This window comes from Saccharopolyspora sp. NPDC049357, assembly GCF_040677225.1.
Taxonomy (GTDB): Bacteria; Actinomycetota; Actinomycetes; order Mycobacteriales; family Pseudonocardiaceae; genus Saccharopolyspora.
Genome location: NZ_JBFAQJ010000028.1, coordinates 54892 through 77993, shown reverse-complemented (window position 1 = coordinate 77993; position 23102 = coordinate 54892). Strand labels below are relative to the sequence as shown.

Annotated in this window: 26 protein-coding genes, 3 tRNA genes and 1 pseudogene; 17 read left to right on the top strand and 13 right to left on the bottom strand. The window is 69.1% G+C overall.

Features of this window, described 5'->3' with window-relative positions; translation table 11 throughout:
* Window positions 1–146 precede the first annotated feature (146 nt).
* Window positions 147–581, bottom strand: a complete 435-nt coding sequence (locus tag AB0J91_RS22360) for a hypothetical protein (protein WP_363871985.1) — start codon at window positions 579–581, stop codon at window positions 147–149.
* Between the two features lie 189 nt (window positions 582–770).
* On the opposite strand from AB0J91_RS22360, the gene AB0J91_RS22355 reads away from it, so the two are divergent.
* Window positions 771–1382, top strand: coding sequence for a TetR/AcrR family transcriptional regulator (locus AB0J91_RS22355; protein ID WP_363871982.1), 612 nt, complete (start codon window positions 771–773; stop codon window positions 1380–1382).
* A gap of 46 nt (window positions 1383–1428) precedes the next feature.
* Here the strand turns inward: AB0J91_RS22355 and AB0J91_RS22350 are convergent, their stop codons facing one another.
* From AB0J91_RS22350 to AB0J91_RS22340, 3 genes are all read right to left on the bottom strand, one after another.
* Window positions 1429–1617, bottom strand: a complete 189-nt coding sequence (locus AB0J91_RS22350) for a hypothetical protein (protein WP_363795109.1) — start codon at window positions 1615–1617, stop codon at window positions 1429–1431.
* Between the two features lie 81 nt (window positions 1618–1698).
* The gene (locus AB0J91_RS22345) at window positions 1699–1917 is read right to left on the bottom strand and encodes a helix-turn-helix transcriptional regulator (RefSeq protein WP_210973692.1); all 219 of its coding nucleotides are present in this window, start codon (window positions 1915–1917) and stop codon (window positions 1699–1701) included.
* A gap of 51 nt (window positions 1918–1968) precedes the next feature.
* Window positions 1969–2856, bottom strand: a complete 888-nt coding sequence (locus AB0J91_RS22340; protein ID WP_363871979.1) for a TIGR03620 family F420-dependent LLM class oxidoreductase — start codon at window positions 2854–2856, stop codon at window positions 1969–1971.
* Window positions 2857–2962: 106 nt separating this feature from the next.
* Here AB0J91_RS22340 and AB0J91_RS22335 point away from each other — a divergent pair, with 106 nt between their 5' ends.
* A complete protein-coding gene (locus AB0J91_RS22335) occupies window positions 2963–3736 on the top strand; it encodes a sporulation protein (RefSeq protein WP_363871976.1) in 774 nt (257 codons plus the stop codon).
* A 69-nt stretch (window positions 3737–3805) separates the two neighbouring features.
* Here AB0J91_RS22335 and AB0J91_RS22330 read toward each other — a convergent pair whose 3' ends face one another.
* Window positions 3806–5062, bottom strand: coding sequence for an MFS transporter (locus AB0J91_RS22330; RefSeq protein WP_363871973.1), 1257 nt, complete (start codon window positions 5060–5062; stop codon window positions 3806–3808).
* A 135-nt stretch (window positions 5063–5197) separates the two neighbouring features.
* Between AB0J91_RS22330 and AB0J91_RS22325 the strand changes: the two genes are divergently transcribed.
* From AB0J91_RS22325 to AB0J91_RS22315, 3 genes are all read left to right on the top strand, one after another.
* Window positions 5198–5842, top strand: coding sequence for a helix-turn-helix domain-containing protein (locus AB0J91_RS22325; RefSeq protein WP_363871970.1), 645 nt, complete (start codon window positions 5198–5200; stop codon window positions 5840–5842).
* Window positions 5843–5895: 53 nt separating this feature from the next.
* Window positions 5896–6744: a hypothetical protein gene (locus AB0J91_RS22320; protein WP_363871967.1), complete on the top strand. Its 849-nt coding sequence runs from the start codon at window positions 5896–5898 to the stop codon at window positions 6742–6744.
* 119 nt (window positions 6745–6863) lie between these two features.
* Window positions 6864–7106: a hypothetical protein gene (locus AB0J91_RS22315; protein WP_363871964.1), complete on the top strand. Its 243-nt coding sequence runs from the start codon at window positions 6864–6866 to the stop codon at window positions 7104–7106.
* 497 nt (window positions 7107–7603) lie between these two features.
* On the opposite strand, the gene AB0J91_RS22310 is transcribed toward AB0J91_RS22315, so the two are convergent.
* Window positions 7604–8077, bottom strand: coding sequence for a hypothetical protein (locus AB0J91_RS22310; protein WP_363871961.1), 474 nt, complete (start codon window positions 8075–8077; stop codon window positions 7604–7606).
* A 361-nt stretch (window positions 8078–8438) separates the two neighbouring features.
* Here AB0J91_RS22310 and AB0J91_RS22305 point away from each other — a divergent pair.
* Window positions 8439–8642 (top strand): annotated as a pseudogene (locus AB0J91_RS22305) (tyrosine-type recombinase/integrase); the annotation flags it as partial.
* A gap of 688 nt (window positions 8643–9330) precedes the next feature.
* Here AB0J91_RS22305 and AB0J91_RS22300 read toward each other — a convergent pair.
* Both AB0J91_RS22300 and AB0J91_RS22295 read right to left on the bottom strand, forming a co-directional pair.
* Window positions 9331–9415, bottom strand: a tRNA-Ser gene (locus tag AB0J91_RS22300).
* Between the two features lie 50 nt (window positions 9416–9465).
* Complete coding sequence (locus AB0J91_RS22295) at window positions 9466–9894, bottom strand: MarR family transcriptional regulator (protein WP_363872007.1); 429 nt, start codon at window positions 9892–9894, stop codon at window positions 9466–9468.
* A 167-nt stretch (window positions 9895–10061) separates the two neighbouring features.
* Here AB0J91_RS22295 and AB0J91_RS22290 point away from each other — a divergent pair, with 167 nt between their 5' ends.
* The 4 genes from AB0J91_RS22290 (at window position 10062) to AB0J91_RS22275 (ending at window position 13307) form a co-directional block, all read left to right on the top strand.
* A complete protein-coding gene (locus AB0J91_RS22290) occupies window positions 10062–11033 on the top strand; it encodes an ABC transporter ATP-binding protein (RefSeq protein ID WP_363795129.1) in 972 nt (323 codons plus the stop codon).
* Complete coding sequence (locus tag AB0J91_RS22285) at window positions 11030–11800, top strand: ABC transporter permease (protein ID WP_132673285.1); 771 nt, start codon at window positions 11030–11032, stop codon at window positions 11798–11800. The genes AB0J91_RS22290 and AB0J91_RS22285 overlap by 4 nt, the downstream gene beginning before the upstream one ends.
* Before the next feature lie 267 nt (window positions 11801–12067).
* Complete coding sequence (locus AB0J91_RS22280) at window positions 12068–12877, top strand: L,D-transpeptidase (protein ID WP_363795133.1); 810 nt, start codon at window positions 12068–12070, stop codon at window positions 12875–12877.
* Between the two features lie 49 nt (window positions 12878–12926).
* Window positions 12927–13307: a hypothetical protein gene (locus AB0J91_RS22275; RefSeq protein ID WP_363871958.1), complete on the top strand. Its 381-nt coding sequence runs from the start codon at window positions 12927–12929 to the stop codon at window positions 13305–13307.
* A gap of 235 nt (window positions 13308–13542) precedes the next feature.
* On the opposite strand, the gene hisC is transcribed toward AB0J91_RS22275, so the two are convergent.
* On the bottom strand, window positions 13543–14595 hold the full coding sequence (gene hisC, locus AB0J91_RS22270; RefSeq protein ID WP_363871955.1) for a histidinol-phosphate transaminase: 1053 nt from the start codon (window positions 14593–14595) through the stop codon (window positions 13543–13545).
* Window positions 14596–14792: 197 nt separating this feature from the next.
* Between hisC and AB0J91_RS22265 the strand changes: the two genes are divergently transcribed.
* The 4 genes from AB0J91_RS22265 to AB0J91_RS22250 all read left to right on the top strand — a co-directional run bounded on the left by AB0J91_RS22265 (window position 14793) and on the right by AB0J91_RS22250 (window position 17802).
* Window positions 14793–15479 carry a dienelactone hydrolase family protein gene (locus AB0J91_RS22265; protein ID WP_363795139.1) on the top strand — a complete coding sequence of 229 codons (687 nt, stop codon included), beginning with the start codon at window positions 14793–14795 and terminating at the stop codon, window positions 15477–15479.
* Between the two features lie 64 nt (window positions 15480–15543).
* Window positions 15544–17520, top strand: a complete 1977-nt coding sequence (locus AB0J91_RS22260; protein ID WP_363871952.1) for an acetoacetate--CoA ligase — start codon at window positions 15544–15546, stop codon at window positions 17518–17520.
* Window positions 17521–17599: 79 nt separating this feature from the next.
* Window positions 17600–17689 (top strand) — tRNA-Ser (locus AB0J91_RS22255).
* Window positions 17690–17729: 40 nt separating this feature from the next.
* Window positions 17730–17802: transfer RNA gene (locus AB0J91_RS22250), tRNA-Arg, on the top strand.
* A gap of 263 nt (window positions 17803–18065) precedes the next feature.
* On the opposite strand, the gene AB0J91_RS22245 is transcribed toward AB0J91_RS22250, so the two are convergent.
* Window positions 18066–18356: a YrhK family protein gene (locus tag AB0J91_RS22245; RefSeq protein WP_363871949.1), complete on the bottom strand. Its 291-nt coding sequence runs from the start codon at window positions 18354–18356 to the stop codon at window positions 18066–18068.
* 139 nt (window positions 18357–18495) lie between these two features.
* Window positions 18496–18636, bottom strand: coding sequence for a LysR family transcriptional regulator (locus AB0J91_RS22240; RefSeq protein WP_363871946.1), 141 nt, complete (start codon window positions 18634–18636; stop codon window positions 18496–18498).
* Between the two features lie 83 nt (window positions 18637–18719).
* Between AB0J91_RS22240 and AB0J91_RS22235 the strand changes: the two genes are divergently transcribed.
* Complete coding sequence (locus AB0J91_RS22235; RefSeq protein ID WP_363871943.1) at window positions 18720–19565, top strand: PhzF family phenazine biosynthesis isomerase; 846 nt, start codon at window positions 18720–18722, stop codon at window positions 19563–19565.
* Between the two features lie 66 nt (window positions 19566–19631).
* Here AB0J91_RS22235 and AB0J91_RS22230 read toward each other — a convergent pair whose 3' ends face one another.
* On the bottom strand, window positions 19632–19805 hold the full coding sequence (locus AB0J91_RS22230; protein WP_363871940.1) for a hypothetical protein: 174 nt from the start codon (window positions 19803–19805) through the stop codon (window positions 19632–19634).
* A gap of 125 nt (window positions 19806–19930) precedes the next feature.
* Between AB0J91_RS22230 and AB0J91_RS22225 the strand changes: the two genes are divergently transcribed.
* The gene (locus AB0J91_RS22225) at window positions 19931–20722 is read left to right on the top strand and encodes an SDR family oxidoreductase (RefSeq protein ID WP_363871937.1); all 792 of its coding nucleotides are present in this window, start codon (window positions 19931–19933) and stop codon (window positions 20720–20722) included.
* 63 nt (window positions 20723–20785) lie between these two features.
* Here the strand turns inward: AB0J91_RS22225 and AB0J91_RS22220 are convergent, their stop codons facing one another.
* Window positions 20786–22027 (bottom strand): MFS transporter, encoded by a 1242-nt coding sequence (locus tag AB0J91_RS22220; protein WP_363871934.1) that lies wholly within the window; start codon window positions 22025–22027, stop codon window positions 20786–20788.
* Window positions 22028–22097: 70 nt separating this feature from the next.
* Here AB0J91_RS22220 and AB0J91_RS22215 point away from each other — a divergent pair, with 70 nt between their 5' ends.
* Window positions 22098–23075: a helix-turn-helix domain-containing protein gene (locus AB0J91_RS22215; protein WP_363871931.1), complete on the top strand. Its 978-nt coding sequence runs from the start codon at window positions 22098–22100 to the stop codon at window positions 23073–23075.
* Window positions 23076–23102: the final 27 nt, after the last annotated feature.

Here is a 23102-nt window from a genome sequence, read left to right as displayed (position 1 = left end):
GACCTCCTGTCGTGGGCATGCCTCGCAGCTCCGACGGCACGTCGTTTCGCGTCGCGGAGTGGTGGGAGCGGTGGTGAATTCGAGGCTGCGCCCGAGGGGAAATATATAGAAACACGCATGTTTCTAAACCGCAATGACAGGTTTGATCACCAGTGGTCGTCGCAGTTCCGATTCGTTCGAAGGAGAGGGGAGAATCGGGTGAGTCGGAGGGCCAATCGGGTGTGGTCGATCGTCTCCCTGCGTAATTCCTCGCGAACGAGATGGCGGAGCGCTCCGATGATGAATTCGATCTTCGTCTTGTTCTCCGGCTGGTTGTGCGCCGCGTTCAACTCGACCAGTGACCTGGTCAGATCGTTCGCGGAGGAACGGACGTAGGTCGACAACCAGGGATGCCCGGTCTCATCGCAGGCACCGAAGTACAACCGGGCGGCGGCCGGGTTGTCGGCCAACCAGGTGATCAGCGCGGCGACCACCGCGCCGTATCGATCAAGGCAGTTCTGGTTCTCCAGGCACGCCTGCTTGCAGGCCGCGTGCCACGCCTCCACAGCATCGGCGAACGATTCAGGCGAATTCGAGATCACGTGCCCACCTTTGTTCCCCCCGGAATGTCCACGCGGGCACGTTAGCGGGCCGGTAAGCTTGATTTGAAGATCTTGCTTACGGCAAGCTGATTCACCGACCACGAGCGAGGTAGCAGGCAGTTGGGCGCCAGGGTTCCCCGCGATCAGCGGAAGCTGCCGCCTGGGCGGCACGGAATCCCGGCGGATCAGGTGGCCGAAGACCAGCGCAGGCGCATCCTCGGCGCCGTGGTGACCGCCGTCGGTCGGCGCGGCTACGCGGACGCGACGGTCGAGGACTTCGTCAGCGGGGCCTGCGTCTCGCGCAAGACCTTCTACCAGCACTTCGCCAACAAGCAGGCCGCGTTCCTCGCCGCGCTCGACGACGTCGCCGAGCGCCTGGTCGCGGCCGTGCACGACGCCTACTCGGCGCACGAGGACTACGTCTCCAGCGCCCGCGAGGCGTTGGAGAGCACGCTGCGCGAGCTCGCGGCGGATCCGGACGCGGCGGTGCTGGGCATCGTCGAGGTCTTCGCCGCAGGCCCTGAGGCGCTGCGCCGCCGAGGCGAGATCATCCGCAGCCTCACCGAGGTGATCACGGAGCAGACGCGGAACTTCCCGCAGACCGCGCTCGGGGCGAGCTTCACCGCCGAGACCATCGTCGGGGCGGTCCTCGAAGTCCTCTACAACCGCGTGCAGCGCGGTGAGGCCGAGCAGCTGCCCGAACTGCTGCCCGATCTGCTGTTCTGCGTCGTCGCCCCGTTCATCGGCGAGGAGCGGGCTGCGGAGGAACGCGCCAAGGCGCAGCGCATCGCGACGAGTTAGCTCCGCCGGACGGAGCGTGCTCGCCGCTGCCCTGGCCGATGCGCCCTCAGGCGCCGACGACCTCGGCGCCCGCCTGCTCCCCTGCCAGCAAAGCCACCCTGTAGTTCGCCAGCGACTTGTTGAGGCGGTCGCGGGCGAGCTTCGCCTGTTCGTCGTCGACCCCGATGCCGAGGTGCGCGCACACGACGGCGCCGGTGGGTTTGGGCCGGGCCTTCACGTCTTGCGTCTCATCCACGACCCCCATGCTCGCAGCACAGGGCAGACCGCGTTCCCCGAGCCCTCCGTCGGGAAGCTGAACCCTCGATGACGAGCGGGTTCAGGACTGCACCACCACACCCATCACTTCGAGGAACCGAAGCGCCAGCGGCTTGGCCGGGACGATCTCCTGCGCCTCGAAGCGCGCCACGTCGGACTCGGGGATTCCGGCCGACGCGGCGAGCTTCGCCTGGTCCCAGCCCAGCTCCTGGCGGGTGAGGAGCACCAGGCGGACCAGGTCCTCGGTGTCGTGGGGGTGTTCTTGCTCGGTTCCACTCACGCGCTGACCCTATCGGCGCAAGATCACTGGCCCGTCACCCTGGCACGAGGCTCACAGATCGAGCGCGGGTGCGATCTCGCGCAGCGCGGGCAGCGGGTCCGCCGACGGGGCGTCCCCGAGGACCTGGATGACCACGTGATCCGCCCCCGCGTCAAGGTGGCGCTGCACGTGCTCGGCGATCGCCTTGGCGTCGCCGATCGCCACCAGGTGCTCGGCGAGCTTGTCGGATCCGCCGACGACGAGATCGGACTCGTCGAAACCCTGCCGCAGCCAGGAGTTCCGGTAGTTCGGCAGCTGCGAGTACATGTGCAGGTGCTCGTGGGCGCGGCGCAGCCCGACCTCGCGGTCGGTGGTCAGGGCGACCGCCTGCTCGCTGACGACCCACTTGTCGGGGCCGAGCAGCTCGCGCGTGCTCGCGGTCTGCTCCGGGGTGATCAGGTACGGGTGCGCGCCGTCGGCGGCGGTGCCGGACAGCTCGATCATCTTCGGGCCGAGCGCGGCCAGCAGCCGGGCCGGTCGGGCGGCACCGGGCTCGACCTTGTCCGAGAGCTCGTCCATGCGCTTGAGGTAGTCGCGCATGGTCGCCAGCGGCTTGGCGTAGGTCCCGGCGTTGCCCTCGACGAGGGGACCGTGGCTGACGCCGAGTCCGAGCACGAACCTCCCCGGGTGCAGCGCGCTGAGCGTCCGCGAACCTGCCGCGGCGGCCTTGGCGTCGCGGGCGTGGATGTTGGCGATGCCGGTGCCCACCACGAGCCGCTCGGTGGCTCCCAGCAGAGCCCCGGCCTGCGTCAAGGACTCCTTGCCGAACGCTTCGCCGTAGAACAGGGACCCGTACCCGAGCCCTTCCATCTCCTTCGCCCGCGAGCGCACGTCCTGGATGCTCCAGGCATCGCTGGTCCACCACACGCCGACACGGGACTGGAAATCGATCTGAGTCATGCCCCGACGCTATACCCGCGCGGCCGTCGTCGCGGTTTCGCTGAGAAGTGCCTGAACAATGGGGGATTCGGGCCCGCGCGGCGCGTGCGCCCGGAAGACTGGGGGCATGTTCAAGAAGTTACTGGCAGCGGTCGGCGTCGGCGGCGCAGAAGTGGAGACCGAGCTGCGCACCCCGGGCGTGCAGCCGGGAGGGCAGGTCCACGGGGTCGTGCGGTTGCGCGGCGGCGAGGTCGCGCAGCAGCTGGACGGTGTGTCGGTCGAGTTCGTGACCCGGGTGGAACGCGAGGTCAACGACGACGAGGTCGAGTCGGTGCGCGGCTTCGGCCGGCAGCGGGTCGGGCAGGGCGTGGCCCTGCAGCCGGGTCAGGTCCTGGAGCTGCCGTTCCAGGTGGCGGCGCCGATGGAAACCCCGATCACGTTCTACGACGGTCGGCACCTGCCGGGCAGTGAGATCGCGGTCCGCACGAGGCTGGAGATCAGCGGCGCGGTCGACGCCACCGACACCGACCCGGTCGGAGTCGGCGCGCTGCCCGCCCAGCACGTCCTGCTGGAGGCGGTGGAACGCCTCGGCTTCCGCCTGCACCGGGTCGACTGCGAGGCGGGCCACCTGCGCGGAACCCGCCAGACGCTGCCGTTCTACCAGGAGATCGAGTTCCACGGCTCCCCGAACTACCCGCGCCTGAAGCAGCTCGAGGTCACCTTCATCGCGGGGCACGACGGCCTTGACGTGATCATCGAAGGGGACAAGAAGGCGGGCCTGCTCTCCAGCGGCCGAGACCTCACCAACGTCCTCAACATCGACTACCAGGCGATTCCCCAGGTCGACTGGACGGTCGAGCTCCACAACCACCTCACTCGCATGGGCAGCGGCTGGCTGTGACTCCCGAGCGGCCGCGGCCCGCCGGGTCGAGCCGTGGCCGCAACGGACCAGAACCGCCCGCGGGCGACCTCACGGACGAACAGTGGCGTCCTCGTCCAGGGGAAGGTCGCGGACGTGGCGGAGAGGTGAGCTGAGCAGCCACGCCGACGACAGCAGGACGCCCGCGCCCGTGATCCACAAGGTCGGCCGCATCCCCAGCTGGGTCGCGCTCACCCCGCCCAGCAGCGCCCCGAACGGCGCCGTCGCGCGGAACATGAACCGAATCGTCGCGTTCATCCTGCTCATCAGGTGGTCCGGGCACAGCATCTGGCGGAAGCTGACCTCCACGATGTTCAACGCGACGAGGCTGAACCCGCTGATCAGGCCGCCGATGGCGAACCAGGCGAGGTGCGGGCCAGGTCCGGTCAGCGGCACCAGCAGCATCCCGGCTCCGATGCCGACGATCGCCACCCGCATCAGCCGCGCTTGCCCGACCCGGCGCGCGATGGCGCCCGTGGTCAGCGCGGCCGCCACCGCTCCGAGCGGGCCGACGCTGGTGAGCGCGCCGACCTTCTGGGGCGTCAGTCCTATGTCGACGGTCAGGAACGTGATCGTGATCGCGATGCTCCCGGCCTGGAAGAACACGACGCTGGCCCCGCTGCACGCGATCGCGCGCAGGAGCCGATGGGTGAAGACGAACCGCAGTCCCTCCTGGACCTCGCTGATCAACCGGCGGTCGGTTCGCCGCTCCCGCCGAGGTTCCGCGTGCTTGATCGAGCGCAGCCACGCCGCCGACCACACGAAGCTCAGGGCGTCGGCGACGATCGCCAGGGGAGCGGTCAGCCACTGGACGAGCAACCCTCCGGCGGCAGGCCCCGACACCTCCGCGATCGAGATGTTCGCCTGGAGCTTGGAATTCCCCTCGACCAGGTGCGCGCGCTCCACCAACCGAGGCAGGTAGGTCTGGTGCGCGACGTCGAAGAACACGGTCAAGATCCCGGTGATGGCCACGGCCGCGTACAGGTGCCCGAGCGTGAGCACCCCGAAGGCCGCCGCGACCGGCAGCGATCCCAACGTGACCGCTCGGCCCACGTCGGCGATCAGCAGCACCGGGCGGTTGCGCCAGCCGTCGCACCACGCGCCCACCGGCAGCCCCAGCACCAGGAATGCGGCCGTCTCCAGCACCACCAGCATCGACACCTGGAATGCCGAGGCGTTCAGCTCGGCGAGCGCCAGCAGTGGAAGCGCGACGAAGCTGATCCTCGCGCCGATCTGGCTGAGCCCGTCCGCCACCCACAGGCGTCGGAAATCGCGATCACCCCACAGCGAATCCCGACGAATCCTCACCGAGCCCTCCACGCGATCACTCCTGAATGCTGCCGGTCCGGGACGCGCCGGGGAACCGCCGAGGAGTGAGAAGCCGGGGAGATCACAGGCCGGGCGAGGTTGTTGTGGAGCGCATGCTCCATTAACGTGCGAGTCGTGCCCCGACCGCGTGTACACGACCTCGATCAGCTGCTTGACGTCGCCGAACGGCTCGTCGTCGACGACGGGCCGGAGCGGCTCACCGTGCGCCGGCTCTCCGCGGCCGGCGGTGTGCCCAACGGTGCGATCTACCACGCCTTCGGCTCGCTGGCGGCGCTGCGCGGACGGATGTGGCTGCGCGCCGCCACCGACTTCCTGGACCTGCAAGCGGCGCTCATCGATGAAGCTCTCGGCACGTCACCGACGCCCGAGGACGCGATGAACGCGGTGGTCGCCGCCGCCGATGCCCCGGCGGTGGTGGCGGATCGGCGTCCGGCCGCGGCTCGGATGCTGATGACGGTGCGCAGGGAGCAGCTCCTCGGTCCCGAGCTGCCCGAGGAGCTCGCCGACTCGCTGCTCGGGCTCGACCGGAGGCTGGTGTCCGAGGTGCTGTGCCGGTTGAGCACGGCGATGTGGGGACGGCAGGACGGCCCGAGCGTCGAGGTGATCACCACCTGCGTGGTCGACCTGCCGACCGCGCTGCTGCGCCGACCCCTTCGCCAGGTCGACGCGGACGGCGCGGTGCGGATCCCCGCCGACGTGAGGGAGCGCCTCGCGGCAGCCGTGCGCGCGGTCCTCGACCGCGAACCCCCGAGCCGATGACCGGAGACCGACCACGCCGCCGCGAGCGGCTCACCCGGACCAGAAAGACGGACATGACCAACGAACCCGCGTCCTCGCACTTCCCGTCCGAACTCCTCAGCGGAGCGAAGAAGGTCTCCGCAGGCACCGGCCTGACAGGTCTGCTCTGGACGGACGTGACATCACAGCTCTCCACCCCGGCCCGGGAGCACCTGCGCGCCACGTTCCCGTCCGTCGCGGTGCAGGCGTTCACCGCGACCACCGAGCAGTTCTGGGAGAACTGGCTCTCCGATGAGAAGCTGGACGAGTTGTCGGGCCTCGTGATCGTGTTCGATCCCGCCGGTCTGCCGGTGGCGTGGGTGGCCAGCAACGACCGGAAGTTCGGCGGACGCAGGTGCTTCTACGCCAACTCCGCCGGCGTGCACCCGGACTACCAGGGCGCGGGTCTGTCCAGCACGATCTGGCGGGCGCTGCTGCGCTCGGCGATCGTCAAGGCCGCACCGCGCAGCCTGCACGCGGTGATGCGCACCGGGAACCCGCTGGTCTACGGCGCGTGGTCATCGGCCACCGGCACGACCGACGCCACCTGGCCCGCCCCGGGCCAGGCGATCCCGGACCACGTCCAGCGCATCGCGGCGGACGCCGCCGCCGACCTCGGCCAAGCCGACCGGCTGGACCGCCGCACGTTGGTCATCACCGACGCCTACGACGACACCGAAACCGGTTTGTGGACGCAACGTCCCACGTCCGATCGCACGGACATCGACGAGTGGTTCGCGTCGATCCTCGGCCCGCGCGACGCCATCGTCCTCGTCGTCGCGTTCAACCCGGCCCGCATCGCGATCGACGAAGCACGACGCAAGATCCGCCGAACCCTCGGCCTCCGCAACACCCCAACCAGAACCTCCCGAACCCCAACCTGACCCGAGCAGCAGCGAGAGCAGCGTGGCTAGCGCTCAAGGCGTTCTCGAACCCGTCTCCGGAGGGTTTCGTACTCAGCGTCGAGGCGCCCACTGCCGGTTGGGCGGGAGGTGGCTTCCCCGTGGCCGACGAGCTCGTTGGCGGCGAACTGCTCTCGGGTCAGGTCCAGTTCCAGTCCGTCGCCGAGACGGTTCCACCAGTGGTAGTCGACCCATGCGCCGTCGCGGTGAACATCTCCTCGCATGAGGTCGCCACCGAAGAGATCGTTGAGGACGAGAGCCGTGGTGCCGCATTGGCCTCGGGCTGGGTTGTCGGGGTGCCAGTCGGGAATGTCTTCTGGGGCGCAGGTGTCAGCACTCCATGAAGCTCGGATCGCATGTTCTACGTCGGTCAAGGACCTAAGGATCATGCGGCGCAGCTTTCCGAAGCCCACCGACATATCCGGCATGGTCAATTGCCTGTGAGAGCTCAAGCAGCGTCGACGAACGAGACGACAAGCAACAAGACCCGGCGGGAAAGATCCGCGCCGGGTCCTGTCCGTCCTGCTCATAAAGCGGAAGCGGCGGGATTCGAACCCGCGGTCGGTCTCCCGACGCTCGCTTTCAAGATCTGCGGTCGCTGAACAGCGCCGAACAAGCACGAATGAGACGAGAACTGAGACGGCGGATTAGCGCCGGCTCAGGAGTTTGCTGGCGGTTCTAGCTCGGCACGTGCACTTTTGTGCATCAACGGCACCAAGCGCTCTGATCACTACTTGCCGGGGGCCCGACATTGGTCATCAGTCACGAGCGCACCACTGATCAGCTCACCAACATCGACACTGGCGGCAGCTCCCGGCAGCTTCCTACCGCTCCCCGACAATCAGAACATCTCGTCCAATGCTGAGATGAACAGACCTACCCCGAACGCGCTGACTGTGAACAGGATTCGGTAAACCCTGCTCTCATTGGACAGTCGGGCAGCTACGTAGACCGCGGTGCCGAGGAGCAGGACGCAGTACCCGGACGCGATGTCGAAAGCGAGATCCAGATTCAACGCGCCGAAGGTGGCAATGACCAGGAGCGCGACCGGGATTCCGGCGACCGCCGCGACTGGCCAGTTTGCCGCCGCGATCCGCCCCAGAACCTCCCCCCTCTCGGGGTCCACGGCGATCCGCTGTGCCACGAACTCGGAGTACAGCCGGGCGAGGAACAGCACCGCCGCGCCACCAGCGATCGTCAGCGCGGCTTCCCCCGCCTCGGGGTGCTCATCGGCGAGGTAGTCGAGTGCAGCGAGCAGCACGATCGTTCCGTAGACCGCTTCGGCGATCCGCCTGCCCCGGTCTCGCTCGATCACGTGCTGCTCGGTGTTCAGCTTCGCACTCATGGCGGCTCCAACCGTGATTCGGCTTGCGCGGTGGGCACCACGCCGTCAGGTCTTCAGGATGAGCGCTGGGCTCGAGGTCGGTCCAAGACGCAGGCCTAGCCCTGCTACGCACGAAACCACACGTGCCGGTGAATAGTGGGCGGCCATGCCGATGGGCATTGACGCTTAACTCGTCCGCCACGATTCGGACGTTATGCGTCCCTTCGAGTGATCGCGAGCGCCCACCGGCCGCCGGTGAGGGTTTGGTGCCAGGCATGTAGGACGCCGGGGACGGTTTTGGTGATGTCGATGCCGGCCGGCGCGGACTGCGCAAGTCCGGGATGCACGCCTTCATGACGCCCGGCATACGGCTGCGACGGTCCTCCTAGAGCTCGGCATCACGCAGCGAGCAGCGCAGCACATGATGGGGTGGTCGAATCCCTCGATGGCCAACCGCTACCAGCGCGTGACCGGAACCGTCCTCGGAATGATCGCGGACAAAGTCGGGGAGACGCTTTGGGCGCAGCCGCAGAGGCGTCGCCTGAATGCTGACTGAGGCCGATCGCGGATGAACAAGAGGAGGCCGGTGGGCCACTCGTGGCTACAACTGACCCCTGGCCCGTGCTCGCAATCTCGGTCGACGCTCACATCATTCCTGGTGAATTAACACGCGTTGTTGATTCGCTGTGCAAGTTCGAGTGACTCTGACAAAGCGCCTCTCGAGGCCAATTGCGACGGACTATCCTTCGCGAAATCCGCGTAAGCGTTCAGCACGGCGGCGAGAGGCTTTAGGTCAACGGTGGCGGATCCGGTCGGCAAGGTTAGTACCAGCTCGACCTGAGCTGCTTGGTCCAGTGTGTCTGCGGCCTGGCGGAGCTCTGTCTCAGCAGTCATGTCGGATCCAGTGGTGGCTGTGGGCTGATGGGCGTATTCAGCTTGCCGCCACGGTGGGCGCTGGCGGAGTGCCGAAGTCCTGACGTTGTCGTCCCGCAGCTTGGCGATCTGTTCAGGCAAGAGCTGCTTCGGCTGCGGCTGCTCAGCGATCGTTCGTACCGTTTGGCTCTTAGGGAACCGCCGGTGTTCAACGGTGATGGTGGGACGACTCCGCTGTTCGCCGGGATAGCCCGGCTGTGCGGCACACCCACCAGAGTCTCGAGGGCATTTGAGACGAGAATTGAGACGAGCCACGACAGGACCCGGCGGGGAAGATCCCCGCCGGGTCCTGTTCGTGCTGGTCAGCTGAGCGGAAGCGGCGGGATTCGAACCCGCGGTCGGTCTCCCGACGCTCGCTTTCAAGGCGAGTGCATTCGGCCGCTCTGCCACGCTTCCACGCCGCAGCGTAGCCAACTCCGGGTGGTCGGCCTACAGCCGGTCCGGGGTCATTCGAGGCTGCGGAGGTGGTCGGTGAGGCGGCTGAAGATCGCTGCGAGGGTTTTCTGCTCCTCGGCGTCGAGCAGGTCGATCATGTGGTCGCGGACGCCCTGGACGTGGGACGGGGCGGCTTCGCGCAGCTTGGCCAGGCCCTCCTCGGTGAGGACCGCGAGCACGCCTCGGCCGTCCTGCGGGCACTCCTGGCGGCGGACCAGGCCCTCGCTCTCCATCCTGCGGATCTGGTGGGACATGCGGCTCTTGGAATGCGCGATGCCGTTCGCCAGCTCGCTCATCCGCATCTGCATGTCCGGAGCCTCCGACAGCGAGACGAGGATCTCGTAGTCGGCGATGGACAGGCCGTGCGCGAGCTGCAGTTCTCGGTTGAGCCGATGCTCCAGCAGAGCGCTGCCCACGATGTAGGCGCGCCAGGCCGTCATCTCCGTGTCGCCCAGCCAGGGGGTCAGCTGCTCGGTCGCCTCACTCACCCGGTCAGGTTACCGAGCTCTGCGGGGAAGCGTGTCCAGGTCGGAAACCTCCGGTGGAAAATGGATTGCCTGACGTCCGGTTGTCGCGACTAGCATCGAGTGCGAAACAGGGGGTCGATGTGGCGGTCGCGGTCGAGGTCAGCGAGCTGGTCAAGCGCTATCCCAAGAGCCGCGCCAACGCGGTCGACGGGCTGTCCTTCCAGGTGCGCGCAGGCGAGGTCTTCGGACTGCTCGGGCCCAACGGTGCGGGCAAGACCACCACCGTCGGCATCCTCACCACCAGGGTCCAGCTGACCAGCGGGCGAGCGGTGGTCGCCGGGGTGGACGTCGCCGCGAACCCGGTGGCCGCGCGCAGCAGGGTCGCCGTCGTGCCGCAGCGGGTGAACCTGGACCGCTCGCTGAACTCCCGGCAGAACCTGATCTGGCACGCCACCTACCACGGGGTTCCGCGCGCCGAACGGAATCGGCTGGCCGACGAGCTGCTGGACCGGATGGGGCTGACCGACAAGGCCAAGGCCCGCGTCGACGACCTCTCCGGCGGGCAGGCGCAGCGGCTGATGATCGCCCGAGCGCTGATCCACGAGCCCGAGGTGCTGTTCCTCGACGAACCCTCCACCGGGCTGGATCCGCAGGCCCGGTTGTTCGTCCACGACCGGATCAACGACCTGCGCGACCAGGGCGTCACGGTGGTGCTGACCACGCACGACATGGACGAGGCCGAGAAGCTCTCCGACCGCGTCGGGGTCGTCGACCACGGCACGCTGCTGACCCTGGACACCCCGGAAGCCCTGATCCGCTCGCTGCCCGGCAGCGGAACCCTCGACGCCACGGTGCTGACCGACGGCCACCACCCGGACAAGATCGCCGACCTGCTCGCCGAGGTCCGCGGCGTGAACCGGGTCGAGCGGATCAGCGCCGACGATGCCGCTGAGCTGCGGCTCCGGCTCTACGTCGGGGCCGAGCCCGCCGCGCTGCTCGGCCCGATCGCGCAGACGCTGCACGAGCAGCGGATTCCGGTCAGCGACCTGTCGCTGGGCTCGGCGACGCTGGAGGACGTCTTCATCGACCTGACCGGACGGGAGTTGCGATGAGTTCGGCCCGCGCTTTCCTCGCCGTGCTCGGGCGGGACGTCTTCGTGACCGGCCGGGAGCTGCCGAGCTTCCTCGCTCAGGTGCTGGTGCAGCCGGTGGCGCTGCTGTTCATCTTCGGCAAGGTCCTCGGCGAGCTCGGCTACACCCAGCCCGGCTACGCGCAGGTGCTGCTGCCCGGCATGATCGCGCTCAACGCGTTCCTGGTGGCGCTGCAGAACACCTCGTTCCCGCTGGTCCTGGACTTCTCGTACTCGCGGGAGATCGAGGACCGGCTGCTCGCGCCGCTGCCGATCAGCTGGGTGGCCGTGGAGAAGATGCTCTTCGGCGCGCTGCGCGGGCTGTTCGCGGCGGTGCTGATGGTGCCGATGGGCGTGTGGATGCTCGGCCGGATCGACTGGGATCTGGGAGGTCTGCCGTTCGCGCTGCTGTGCATGGTCCTGGGGTCGGCGGCGGGCGCGGCGGTCGGGTTGACGGTGGGTGCGGCGGTGCCGCCGAGGCGCATCAACATCATGTTCGCGGTGATCCTGGCGCCGCTGATGTTCACCGGCGCGACCCAGTTCCCGTGGGCGCAGCTGGAGCACCTGCGCTGGTTCCAGGTGCTGTGCGCGATCAACCCGCTGACCTACGTCAGCGAGGGCATGCGCGGCGCCCTGCTGCCGGGGATCCCGCACATGGCTCCGTGGGTGTGCGTGCTGGCGCTGCTGTTCGCGACGGCCTTGTTCGGCGCGCTGGGGATCAAGTTCTTCCTGCGCCGCGCTCTCGACTAGAAGCTGTCGCTCGAACGAGGTAAAAGAGCCACACCATCAGGTGATCACTGCTCGGTAACGAGGCCCCGGTGGTGCGTCGGAAAGCCTGTTTTAGCTGATCAGAGGCTGAATTTCCCTCGCCGCCGCTGCGCGGCCCGGTGCGGTGGTGCTGGAACACCCCGATACCTTCCCGTCGGCATGTGATCTCTCCGATCAGCTGACCACCTCCGGGCGCCCCAAGGCGTTTCGACCCGGAGGACCGCAGCGCCAACGGGCCAGGAGCCGATGATGAGCCTACGTCGCACAGCCGGACGCACCGCACGCGTGGCGCGGTCGTTGACGGCCGCCTCGCTGGGCTTGGCATGCCTCGCGCTGACCGGTTGCGCGGCGGAGGGCAGTGCGCCGGTCGAACGACCTCCCTACGCCATGGCCAGGGCCGACCTGGGCATGCAGGCCGACGCGACCACGTTCACCGAATTCCCCACCGCCCCAACTGATCCCGCCCCAGGTGGGCTGACGGAGGGGGTCGTGCTGCGGGTGCAGGCCGACGTGGCCGTGCACCAGTCGCCCGGTGGGCCGGTGATCGCGAAACTGCCCGCCAAGCAGCTGAACAACCCCACGTGGGTGCCGGTGATCGCCGAACGCGGCCGGTGGGCACAGGTCCTGCTGCCCTCCCGGCCCAACGGCGCCACCGGCTGGGTGCTGGAGGACGACCAGGTCGAACGCGCCCGCACGCCCTACGTGGTCGACGTCGAGATCGACGCGCGGCGGCTGACGGTGCGTCGGGACGGCGCGGTCATCGGGGAGTGGGTGGTCGGCGTCGGGGCGGCTGATGCTCCGACGCCGCGCGGCCGGACCTACATCATGGCCGCGATCGAGGAAACGGTCACCAAGTTCAGCCCGATCATCCTGCCGCTCGGCATCCACTCCAACACCTTCAGCACGTACGGAGGCGGGCCGGGCACGGTCGCGCTGCACGGCTGGCCCGACCCCTCGGTCTTCGGCCAGGCCAGCAGCGACGGTTGCGTCCGCGTCCCCGACGACGCGCTGCGCCTGCTGGCAACGCTGCCACTGGGCACGCTCGTCCACCTGCGGTGACTTCGCCGCGGGTGGAATTCCCCACCGGAAAAGGAAGAGGAAGCGATCTATGCGCAAGACTGCTTACTTGGCGGGCGCGCTGGCCATGGGCACCGCGAGCATGGTCATCGGCGGCACTCAGGCGTTCGCCGACAGCACCGACAACGACGGTGTCAACGTCGGCAACGACAACAACATGAGCGTGCTGCCGATCCAGCTGTGCGGCAACAACATCGCCATCCTCGGCGCGGTCGTGCCGGTCGCGTCGCCGCAGAACGTGGTGTGCGGGGCGAACGCTCCGATCGTGGAGGGCCCGAGCGAGCCCCCGGCGGAGGAGCCCACCGAGCCGCCGGCCACGCAGCCGCCGCACGAGGTCTCGCCCGGCGAGGAGTCGCTGCCCGAGGCCCCGGCGCCGGTCGCGGTGCAGGGCCACCACGCGGTGACCGGCTGAAGTCCACTCGGATGGATGGGTCGGCCACCTGAACGGGTGGACCCCTGCCGCTTTTGTAGCGGCTGGCCCGGCCCGCCACTACATTCCGGTGCTGCGTAGATCGCTACGCGTAGAAAGTGCGGTCGTTTCGGCTCAAGCGACCGCATCCGCATCGGTGGTGGTCGGCGAAGTACTCCCCCTCTCTTCGCCGGCCACCACCGTTGCTCCTTCTCCCGCGCGGGAGACCCGTTCCGAGTCAGCCGCCGAAGGACTTGGCGGCGGCCAGGAACGCGTCGTTCTCGTGCGCCTGGCCGATGGTCACCCGGGCACCTTCGCCGACGAAAGCCCGCACCACGACCCGGTTCTCCAGGCAGTGCTCGTTGAACGCGGTGGTGCGCTCACCGAGCGGCAGCCACACGAAGTTGGCCTGCGTCTCCGGGACCTCGTAGCCCATCGCGGCCAGCTCGCGGTGCACCCGGCCGCGCTCGGCGATCACGTCGGCGCAGCGCCTGCGGAGCTCGTCCTGTGCTTGCAGGGAGGCGATCGCGGCGGTCTGGGCGAGAGCGTTGACGCTGAAGGGGATCGTGACCTTGCGCAGCGCCTCGGCGACCTTCACCGGCGCGATCGCGTAGCCGGCGCGCAGCCCGGCCAGGCCGTAGGCCTTCGAGAAGGTCCGCATCGACACGACGTTGTCGCGAACCCGGGTGATCTCCACGCCGTCCGGCGCTTCCGGGTCGTCGACGAACTCGAAGTACGCCTCGTCCAGCACCACCAGGACGTCGCCGGGCACGCGGTCGAGGAAGGCGTTCAGCTCGGCCTCGCGCACCAGGGTGCCGGTCGGGTTGTTCGGCGTGCACACGAACATCAGCCGCGTCGCCGGGGTGACCGCCGCCAGCATCGCTTCGAGGTCCAGGGCGTGCTCACCGGTCAGCGGCACCTTCACCTGCCGGGCCCCGACGACCTGCGTGATGATCGGGTACGCCTCGAACGACCGCCACGGGAAGATGACCTCGTCCTCGGCGGTGCAGGTCGCCTGCACCAGCTGCTCGCACAGCGCGACTGAGCCGCAGCCGACCGCGATCTGCTCCGGTGCGACGTCGTAGTGCGCGGCCAGCGCCTCGGTCAGCGCGCTCACCCCCATGTCGGGGTAGCGGTGGACCTCGGTCGCGGCCTGGTTGATCGCGGTCACCGCGCTGGGCAGCGGTCCCTCGGAGACCTCGTTGCTGGCCAGCTTGATCGAACCGGGAACGGTCCGGCCCGCCACGTAGGGCGGCAACTGCTCCAGGTCGGCACGGGTGCGCACGCTCATCGACATCTCCTACCTCGCTCCGTCAACCAGGACGTTAGTACGACGTCCCCCGCCCCCACACCACCACTGTCCGCTTCCCGCCTCCGTGAAGTGGACAGTCGAACCCCGATCACGATGAGGTGCTCTTCGATCGAGTGTTGGTCCGTATGGATGACCGTGTTGCTCGATGTTTACCTACCTGTGGTTACCTGCCGGACATGATCCAAACCCGTACCGAGACGATCGCGCTCACCGACGGAACGGGCCTGCGGCTGACCGTCGCCGAGCCCGACAACGTGGTGCGCGGGGGCCTCGTCTTCCTCCACGAGGCGCGCGGAATCACGGAGCGGGTGCGCAAGCTCTGCAGCCTCCTGGCCCAGGAGGGTTGGCTCACGGTGGCCCCGCACCTGTACCACCGCGAAGGCACCGACGAGCTCGCCGAGGACCAGTGCGAGCAGGAGCAGGTGCGCAAGCTCTCGGGCGAGTCGATCCTGGCCGACTCCGACGCCGCGTTCCTCTGGCTGTCCGACCAGGGCGTTCCTGCCGACCGGCAGGGGATCGTGGGCTTCGACATCGGTGGTTCGGCGGCTCTCGTGGTCGCGTCCAACCGTTCGCTCGGCGCCGCTGTGAGCGTCGGCGGCAGCGGCATCCTCGAACCGCTGTCGGCGGAGCTGCCGCCGCTGGTGGACGTCGCCGGTGAGCTGGCGTGCCCGTGGCTGGGTCTCTACGGCGACGACGTCGAGGCCGGTGAGGTCGACAAGCTCCGCGAGATCACCGACGCGGCCGAGGTCGTCACCGACGTCGTCCGCTACCCGGGCGCCGGCCACCGCTTCGACCTCGACGAGGACGCCGCCGCCGAGGCGCTGCGCCGCGCGCGCAACTGGTTCGACCTGCACCTTCGCTGAAGCGGTGCGCCGGGGTGATGTTCGCCCTGGCAGGGAGGGCCTCCGGTGGGTTAGGAAGTAGCCCATGACGACCGCACCGGAGCTGTTGTGGGAACCGAGTCCGGAACGGGTGGCGGCCAGCCGGATGGCCGCCTTCCGCGCTTGGCTGCGCGATGAGCGCGGACTCGACGTGTCGGACTACCGCGCCCTGTGGGAGTGGTCGGTGGCCGACCTGCCCGGCTTCTGGTCGGCGATCGCGGAGTTCTTCGACGTCACCTTCCACGAGCGCGCCGACGAGGTGCTGGCCGAGGAGGTCATGCCCGGTGCCCGCTGGTTCCCGGGCGCGACGCTGAACTACGCCGAGCACGCTCTCCGCGACGGCGAGGGCAAGGGCGATGAGGACCTCGCGGTGGTCTTCGTGCGCGAGGACGGCCGCAGCGAGGAGATCAGCTACGGCGAGCTGCGCAACCGGGTCGCCGCGGCCCGCTCGGCGCTGGCCGAGCTGGGCGTCGGTGCGGGCGACCGGGTCGCCGCGCTGGCGCCGAACAGCCCGGAGACGCTCGTGGCGTTCCTGGCCAGCGCGAGCCTGGGGGCGACCTGGTCGTCGTGCTCGCCGGACTTCGGCGCCCGCGCCGTGGCCGACCGGTTCGTGCAGATCGAGCCGAAGGTCCTCATCGCCGTCGACGGCTACTGCTACGGCGGTCGCCGCTTCGACGTCCGCGAGACCGTCGACCAGCTGCGCGCGGAGATGCCCGGCCTGGCCGCGACGGTCCTGATCGACTACCTCGGCGAGGAGCACCGGCTGCCAGGCGCGCTGGACTGGTCGGAGCTGCTGGCCGACCACCGGGGCGCGGCTCTGGAATTCACGCCGGTGCCGTTCGACCACCCGCTGTGGATCTTGTACTCGTCGGGCACGACGGGTCTGCCGAAGGGCATCGTGCACGGGCACGGCGGGATGGTGCTGGAACACCTCAAGGCCATCGGCCTGCACTGCGACCTGGGCCCGGGGGACCGGTTCTTCTGGTTCACCACCACCGGCTGGATGATGTGGAACTTCCTGATCGGCGGCCTGCTGACCGGGACGACGCTGGTGCTCTTCGACGGCAGCCCGGGCTATCCGTCGCTGTCAGCGCTGTGGGAGCTGGCGGCCCGATACCGGGTGAACTTCTTCGGCACGTCCGCCCCGTACATCCAGAGCTGCCTGAAGCGCGAGCTGCGCCCCAAGGACGCCTTCGACCTCTCGGCGCTGCGCGCGGTCGGCTCGACCGGTGCTCCGCTGACCACCGACGGTTTCCGCTGGGTGGCCGACGCGGTGGGCGCGGACGTGCAGATCGCCAGCGTCTCCGGCGGCACGGACCTGTGCACGGCGTTCGTCGGTGCGAGCCCGGACGTCCCGGTGTGGCTGGGTGAGATCTCCTGCCCGCTGCTGGGCGCTGCGGCGGCCTCCTACGACGAGTTCGGCGAGGAGCTGCACGAGGAGGTCGGCGAGCTGGTGCTGACCAAGCCGATGCCGACGATGCCGGTGTTCTTCTGGAACGACCCGGACGGGAGCCGGCTGCGCGAGTCCTACTTCGACACGTTCCCGGGCGTGTGGCGGCACGGTGACTGGGTCCGGATGACCGACCGGGGCTCGCTGGTGATCTACGGCCGGAGTGATTCGACCCTCAACCGCGGCGGCGTCCGGATGGGCACCGCCGAGTTCTACCGCGTGGTGGAGGGCTTCGAGCAGATCGCCGACTCCCTGGTGATCGACACCTCCGGCGCGGGCGAGACCGACGGCGAACTCCTGTGCTTCCTGGTCCTCGCCGAGGGGGTGGAGCTGCAGGACGTCATCGGCGAGCTGAAGGCCGCGCTGCGCACCGAGCTCTCGCCGCGCCACGTGCCGAACCGCTTCATCGTCGTCGACGAGGTGCCGCGCACCTTGAACGGCAAGAAGCTGGAGGTCCCGGTGAAGAAGATCCTCGCCGGAACCCCGCCGGAGCGGGCCGTGAGCCGCGACGCCCTCCAGAACCCGGCGTCGCTGGATCCGTTTGTGCAGCTCAGCAACACTGCTAGGGAGTGAACGGAGGATTAAGGGCCCCCCTGTTCGAAGGCGCTGAGGCGGTGTGTAAAGTATTCTCCGGTGGCCGCGAAGGACGCCGGGAGGCTTCGCCTAGTCTGGTCTATGGCGCCGCACTGCTAATGCGGTTGGGGGTTACGCCCCCTCCCGGGTTCAAATCCCGGAGCCTCCGCAAGGGCCCTACCCTAGGGTGGGACCCGACAATTGAACAAGCGCCCGTAGCTCAACGGATAGAGCATCTGACTACGGATCAGAAGGTTTGGGGTTCGAATCCCTACGGGCGCACGTCTGGTCGAGACAGCAGAAACCCCCAGTTACCTGGGGGTTTCTTGCTTTTACGCCTCGCTCTCGACCTCCCCGCCGGAGTCCTCTGCAGGACGGTTCGCCAATTTATCGCCAACTTTGGGATCCGCCGTCTTGACCACCAACGACAGCGCCTCGTCGGTGAGCCGGGAGACTTGCCCCGGCCCATGCAGGTGTTGAGCGTCATCAACGGGTGGGGATGGCCCAGCACGTCGGCCACCTGGCGGGCGGTGAGCCGGGAAGCGCTAGAAGTCCTGGTCCGATTCGTGTCCGGCGGCGTGATGGAGGCGACGCAGATGTACGTGCCGGATCATGCGGATGGTGGGGCGGATCGCCAGTTCGATGCTGCCCAGCAGGAACATCCAGGTGCCCAGGTTGAACATCGCGGGGTGGAAGAACATGACGCTTCCTGCGATGAACCAGATCGCAACGAGCATGTCGTTGACGATGCTGGCCGTTTCGTAGCGGTGGCGAAGCAGGAGTTCTCCGTGGCCGATGTGCCACCTGCCGGGCGTAGAGGCGGTGGGATCGCTCATGAGGTCCATTGTTGAGCGAGCGTGCGGCTCTCGCGAGGGCTGACGGGGAAGGACCAGGCCCTCTCGCAACGGTGATCGACTGCCTTCGCCAATCGCCAAAAATCGACCCGCGAACGACCGCAGCGACCAGCTCGATCGGCTAGCGGGCGCCGAGGGTCTTCTCCAGCGCTTTGATCCGACTGGTCACCGTCGACTGGACCAGGTTCAGCTCCGCCGCGGCGGCCGTGAAGCTCTCGCGACGGGCCACGGCGAGGAACGTGCGCAGCAGATCGGTGTCCACGCCTCAAGGCCATCGGCTCAGTCGATCGGAGCGATCGAAATCCATCGTTTGAACGAATGGGGGAGCTGGTGGACGGTGGACGCATGGCTGACATTCACCGCTACGCCGCGTTCACCTCGACCCCCACCGGCGGCAATCCGGCCGGTGTGGTGCTGGACGCGAGGGGTCTGGACGAGACCCGGATGCAGCAGATCGCCGCTGAAGTCGGCTACTCCGAGACGGCGTTCGCCTTCCCCACCGGGCCGCGGCGCTACGCTCTCCGCTTCTTCAGCCCGCTCGCCGAGGTCGCCTTCTGCGGGCACGCGACCGTCGCCACCGCGGTCGCGCTCGCCGAGCGCACCACGACCGGCGACCTCCACTTCGACACCCCGGCGGGGGAGATCGCGATCAGCACCAGCGCCGACTCCTCCGGAGTCGTCCGAGCGGGCCTGCGCAGCGTCGCCACCACGAGCCGCGCCGCCACCGACGGCGAGGTCCGGGAAGCTCTGAAAGCGCTGCGGTGGAACGACGAAGACCTCGACAGCGCCTTCCCGCCGCACGTCGCCTTCGGGGGCAATGAGCACCTGGTCCTCGCCGTGCGCACCCGGGAACGCCTGGCGGACCTGGACTACGACTTCGACGCGCTCAAAACCCTGATGCTGGAACGGAACTGGACCACGCTCCAGCTGGTGTGGCGGCAGGACGACGAGGTCTTCCACTCCCGAAACCCCTTCCCGGTCGGCGGGGTGGTGGAGGACGCGGCCACCGGTGCCGCGGCCGCAGCCCTCGGCGGCTACCTGCGAAACCTCGGGCACGTGGCCGAACCGCGCCGCTTGACGGTCGTCCAGGGCGAGGACATGGGGCGCCCGAGCCACATCACCGTGGACGTCGGACCCGACGACCCCCGCGTGACCGTGACCGGCGGAGCCGTCCCGATCCCGCTGGACTGAGCCGGGCGCGCAGGGACCGACCGCGGCGGAGACCCCCGAGCTCCGGAGGTCTCCGCGCCGGTGCGATCAGTTGTCGCCCTCCTGCTCCTCGCCGCCGTCCTCTTGCTGCTGCTCGCCGTCCTGCTGCTCCTGCTGGTCCTCCTGCTGCGGGGGCTGGGCGAAGTCGCAGCCGGCGGTCGCGCCGAGTGCGAAGACGGCGCCGGCGACGGCAGTGACGATCCGGATTTTCGAGTTGCGCATAACTGGACGATACGGGCGACTCCGACGATTCGTCATGTCACGCCCACGACCGGCGGGCCGCGGAGCTGACCGCCATGCCCGAAATCCGCCAGCGGTCGGGTTCGCGGCGCCGCACAGTGGTGGCCATGGAGCTGAACTTGCGTGAGAAGGTCTGCGTGATCACCGGCGGCAGCAAGGGGATCGGACTCGCGGCCGCGTCCGTGCTGGCGAGCGAGGGGGCGCACGTCGTGGTGGGTGCGCGGAACGCCACGAAGGAGTTGGAGCGGCTGTGCGCCGAGCGCTCGGTGACGTTCGTCCCGGTCGATCTCGCATCGCCGGGCGGAGCCGCTGAGCTGATCGACGTCGCGGTCGGCCGGCACGGCGGAGTGGACGTCCTGGTGAACAACGTGGGCGCGAGCGAACCGGCGGCGTCGATCAACGATTTCACCGACGAGCAGTGGCAGCGGATCTTCGACGTGACCCTGTTCAGCGCGGTGCGCGCCGTGCGCAGCGCCGTGCCCGCCATGCGCGGCAGGGAGGGAGCCGCGATCGTCACGATCGGCTCGCTGAACACCAGGCTGCCATCGGGCATGATCGCGCCGTACTGCGCGGCGAAGGCGGCGCTGGGCAACTTCACCAAGGCCGTGGCAGAGGAGCTCGCGCCTGCCATCCGCGTCAACACGGTCTCTCCCGGGCCCGTGCGGACTCCGATGTGGACTGACCCGGGAGCGTTCGCGGACGTGTTCGCCGATCAGGCGAGCACCACGCGGGACGACGTGATGGACCGGCTGCTGCCCGAGATGATGTCGATCTCCACCGGCCGGGTCGGCGAACCGGAGGAGATCGCCGACCTCGTCGCGTTCCTGGTGTCACCGCGCGCGGCGAACATCACCGGCGCCGACCACATCGTCGACGGAGGCATGAACAAGACCGCCTGACCACAACGGCGACGTGTCTTCACCGCCTGATCGGGCTGAGCGCGGGCATGAGGTTCGGGGTTCTCAACGTGCGCAGGTCGCTTGAGCGGGGGCTGCGGCGGGTCGGGGGATCCGGGTGGCGAGCAGTGCTGCGGTGAGGCACAGCGCGCCGGTGGCCGGCCAGAGGAGGGCGTAGGTGCCGGTGAGGTCCCGGGCCAGGCCGCCGAGGAGCGCCAGGGTTCCGGCGCCGAGTTGGTGGGCGACGCTGATCCAGCCGAAGGCGATCGGGCCGTCGGTGCCGTAGAGCTCCCGGCACAGCGCGATGGTCGGCGGGACCGTGGCCACGTCGAGCAGGCCGAACACCACCACGAACGCGAGCATCCCCGGCTGCACGGACGGCCCGAACAGTCCGGGCAGCAGCATCAGCGAGACGCCGCGGAACGCGTAGCAGGCGGTCAGCAGCAGGCGCGGGTTCGCGCGGTCGGTGAGCCAGCCGGAGCCGACCGTGCCCAGCACGTTGACCACGCCGATGACCGCGAGCAGCGAGGACGCGACGCCGGTCGGCATCCCGTGGTCGTGGGCGGCCGGGGTGAAGTGGGTCCACATGATGCCGTTGGTCGACGCGCCGCACACGGCGAAAGTGCTTGCGAGCAGCCAGAAGGCGCCGCTGCGCAGCGGCAGGGCGCGCACCGCGCGGGCCACCGACGCGGGTGCGGTCCGCGGTTCCGGGTGCGTCGCGCCGTAGGGGAGCAGGCCGACGTCGGCGGGACGGTCCCGCAGCACCGCCCAGGCGAGCGGGGTGACCAGCAGCGCGACCGCGACCAGAACGCCGGTGGCGGCGTGCCAGTCGAAGTCGACCAGCAGCGAGAACACCGGCAGCAGCGCGAACTGGCCGAACACGGTGGCGGCGGTGAGCACGCCCGCGACCAGGCCGCGCCGGGCGGCGAACCAGCGGTCCGCCACCAGCGCGGCGAACGTCGTGGCCAGCGCTCCGCAACCGGTGCCGACGAGCAGTCCCCAGCCCAGCACGAACTGCCACGGCGCGGTCATCGCGGTGGTCAGGCCCGCGCCGGAGGCGATCAGCAACAGGGCTGCGGTGACCACCCGGCGCATGCCGAAGCGATCCATCGCGGCGGCGCCGAACGGCGCGGTCAGCCCGTACAGCACGAGGTTCACCGAGGCGGCCGCGCTGATCGTGCCGTGCGGCCAGCCGAACTCGTGGTGCAGCGGCGCCACCAGCAGCCCGGCGGTCGTGGCGCATGCTCCGGCTCCGATGATCACCACGGCGGTCACCGCGGCGACCCACCAGGCTCGATGAACGGACATGCCCCCACCCTGCGATCAGGTGGGGCTCGCGACGAGTGGCCTGATGGCCAACATGTGAAAGGATCGGGCCATGTCCACTCGGGTGGCGGTGCTGGTCCGCGACGGCGTGATGCCGATGGAGCTCGGTCTGGTCCACCAGCTGTTCGGCAGCGCCCGCTCGCCCTCCGGCGAACCGCTGTACGAGGTCGTGACCTGCGCGCTCGTGCCGGGCGTCGTCCGCACCGACGCGGACTTCCCGATCCACGTCGAGCGCGGACCGGACGCGCTCGCCTGCGCGGACACGGTGGTCCTGCCCGCCAGCCACGAGCCGGACGAGACCGAGACCGAGGGGCGGTTGCCACCCTCCCTGGCCGCCGCACTCGCGCGGATCCCCGACGGCGCCCGGATCGCGTCGATCTGCACGGGCTCGTTCGTGCTGGCCGCGGCCGGGCTGCTCGACGGCAGACGGGCGACCACGCACTGGAAGTCCTGCGATCACTTCCGCCGGCTGTTCCCGCAGGTCGAGCTGGAACCGGACGTGCTCTACACCGACGACGGGAACGTGCTGACCTCGGCGGGGGAGGCATCGGGCATCGACCTGTGCCTGCACCTGATCCGCCGCGACCACGGGGCGGCGGTGGCCAACGAGGTCGCGCGCACCACCGTCGTTCCACCTCATCGGGAGGGTGGCCAGGCGCAGTACATCCGCCGACCGGTTCCGGAACCGCGGGTCTCGACGACCGCTCGGGCGCGCGCGTGGGCGCTCGAACACCTCGACCGGCCGCTCACGCTGCGTGAACTCGCCGCGCAGGACTCGCTGAGCGTGCGCACCTTCACGCGGCGATTCCGCGAAGAAGTCGGCATTTCTCCGCTGCAATGGCTGACCCGGCAACGGGTGGAGCGAGCGCGGCAACTGTTGGAGGAAACAGACCTTCCGGTCGAAAAAATTGCATGCGATTCAGGATTTGGAACAGCTGCGTCGCTGCGCCAGCACCTGCAAAGCGAACTAGGTGTTTCCCCGAGCGCCTACCGCGCGACATTTCGCGGCGTGCCCAGGTCCGACCCGTAGGTGAGGCCCCGCCGGGTGTGGCCGGCG

Coding starts and splice junctions, on each gene's coding strand:
- AB0J91_RS22225 (WP_363871937.1), top strand. CDS start 19,931: ATGGAGCTGAACTTGCGTGAGAAGGTCTGCGTGATCACCGGCGGCAGC.
- AB0J91_RS22320 (WP_363871967.1), top strand. CDS start 5,896: ATGACCAACGAACCCGCGTCCTCGCACTTCCCGTCCGAACTCCTCAGC.
- AB0J91_RS22340 (WP_363871979.1), bottom strand. CDS start 2,856: ATGACTCAGATCGATTTCCAGTCCCGTGTCGGCGTGTGGTGGACCAGC.
- AB0J91_RS22220 (WP_363871934.1), bottom strand. CDS start 22,027: ATGTCCGTTCATCGAGCCTGGTGGGTCGCCGCGGTGACCGCCGTGGTG.
- hisC (WP_363871955.1), bottom strand. CDS start 14,595: ATGAGCGTGCGCACCCGTGCCGACCTGGAGCAGTTGCCGCCCTACGTG.
- AB0J91_RS22275 (WP_363871958.1), top strand. CDS start 12,927: ATGCGCAAGACTGCTTACTTGGCGGGCGCGCTGGCCATGGGCACCGCG.
- AB0J91_RS22215 (WP_363871931.1), top strand. CDS start 22,098: ATGTCCACTCGGGTGGCGGTGCTGGTCCGCGACGGCGTGATGCCGATG.
- AB0J91_RS22265 (WP_363795139.1), top strand. CDS start 14,793: ATGATCCAAACCCGTACCGAGACGATCGCGCTCACCGACGGAACGGGC.
- AB0J91_RS22245 (WP_363871949.1), bottom strand. CDS start 18,356: ATGAGCGATCCCACCGCCTCTACGCCCGGCAGGTGGCACATCGGCCAC.
- AB0J91_RS22235 (WP_363871943.1), top strand. CDS start 18,720: ATGGCTGACATTCACCGCTACGCCGCGTTCACCTCGACCCCCACCGGC.
- AB0J91_RS22280 (WP_363795133.1), top strand. CDS start 12,068: ATGAGCCTACGTCGCACAGCCGGACGCACCGCACGCGTGGCGCGGTCG.
- AB0J91_RS22335 (WP_363871976.1), top strand. CDS start 2,963: ATGTTCAAGAAGTTACTGGCAGCGGTCGGCGTCGGCGGCGCAGAAGTG.
- AB0J91_RS22295 (WP_363872007.1), bottom strand. CDS start 9,894: ATGACGGCCTGGCGCGCCTACATCGTGGGCAGCGCTCTGCTGGAGCAT.
- AB0J91_RS22285 (WP_132673285.1), top strand. CDS start 11,030: ATGAGTTCGGCCCGCGCTTTCCTCGCCGTGCTCGGGCGGGACGTCTTC.
- AB0J91_RS22260 (WP_363871952.1), top strand. CDS start 15,544: ATGACGACCGCACCGGAGCTGTTGTGGGAACCGAGTCCGGAACGGGTG.
- AB0J91_RS22230 (WP_363871940.1), bottom strand. CDS start 19,805: ATGCGCAACTCGAAAATCCGGATCGTCACTGCCGTCGCCGGCGCCGTC.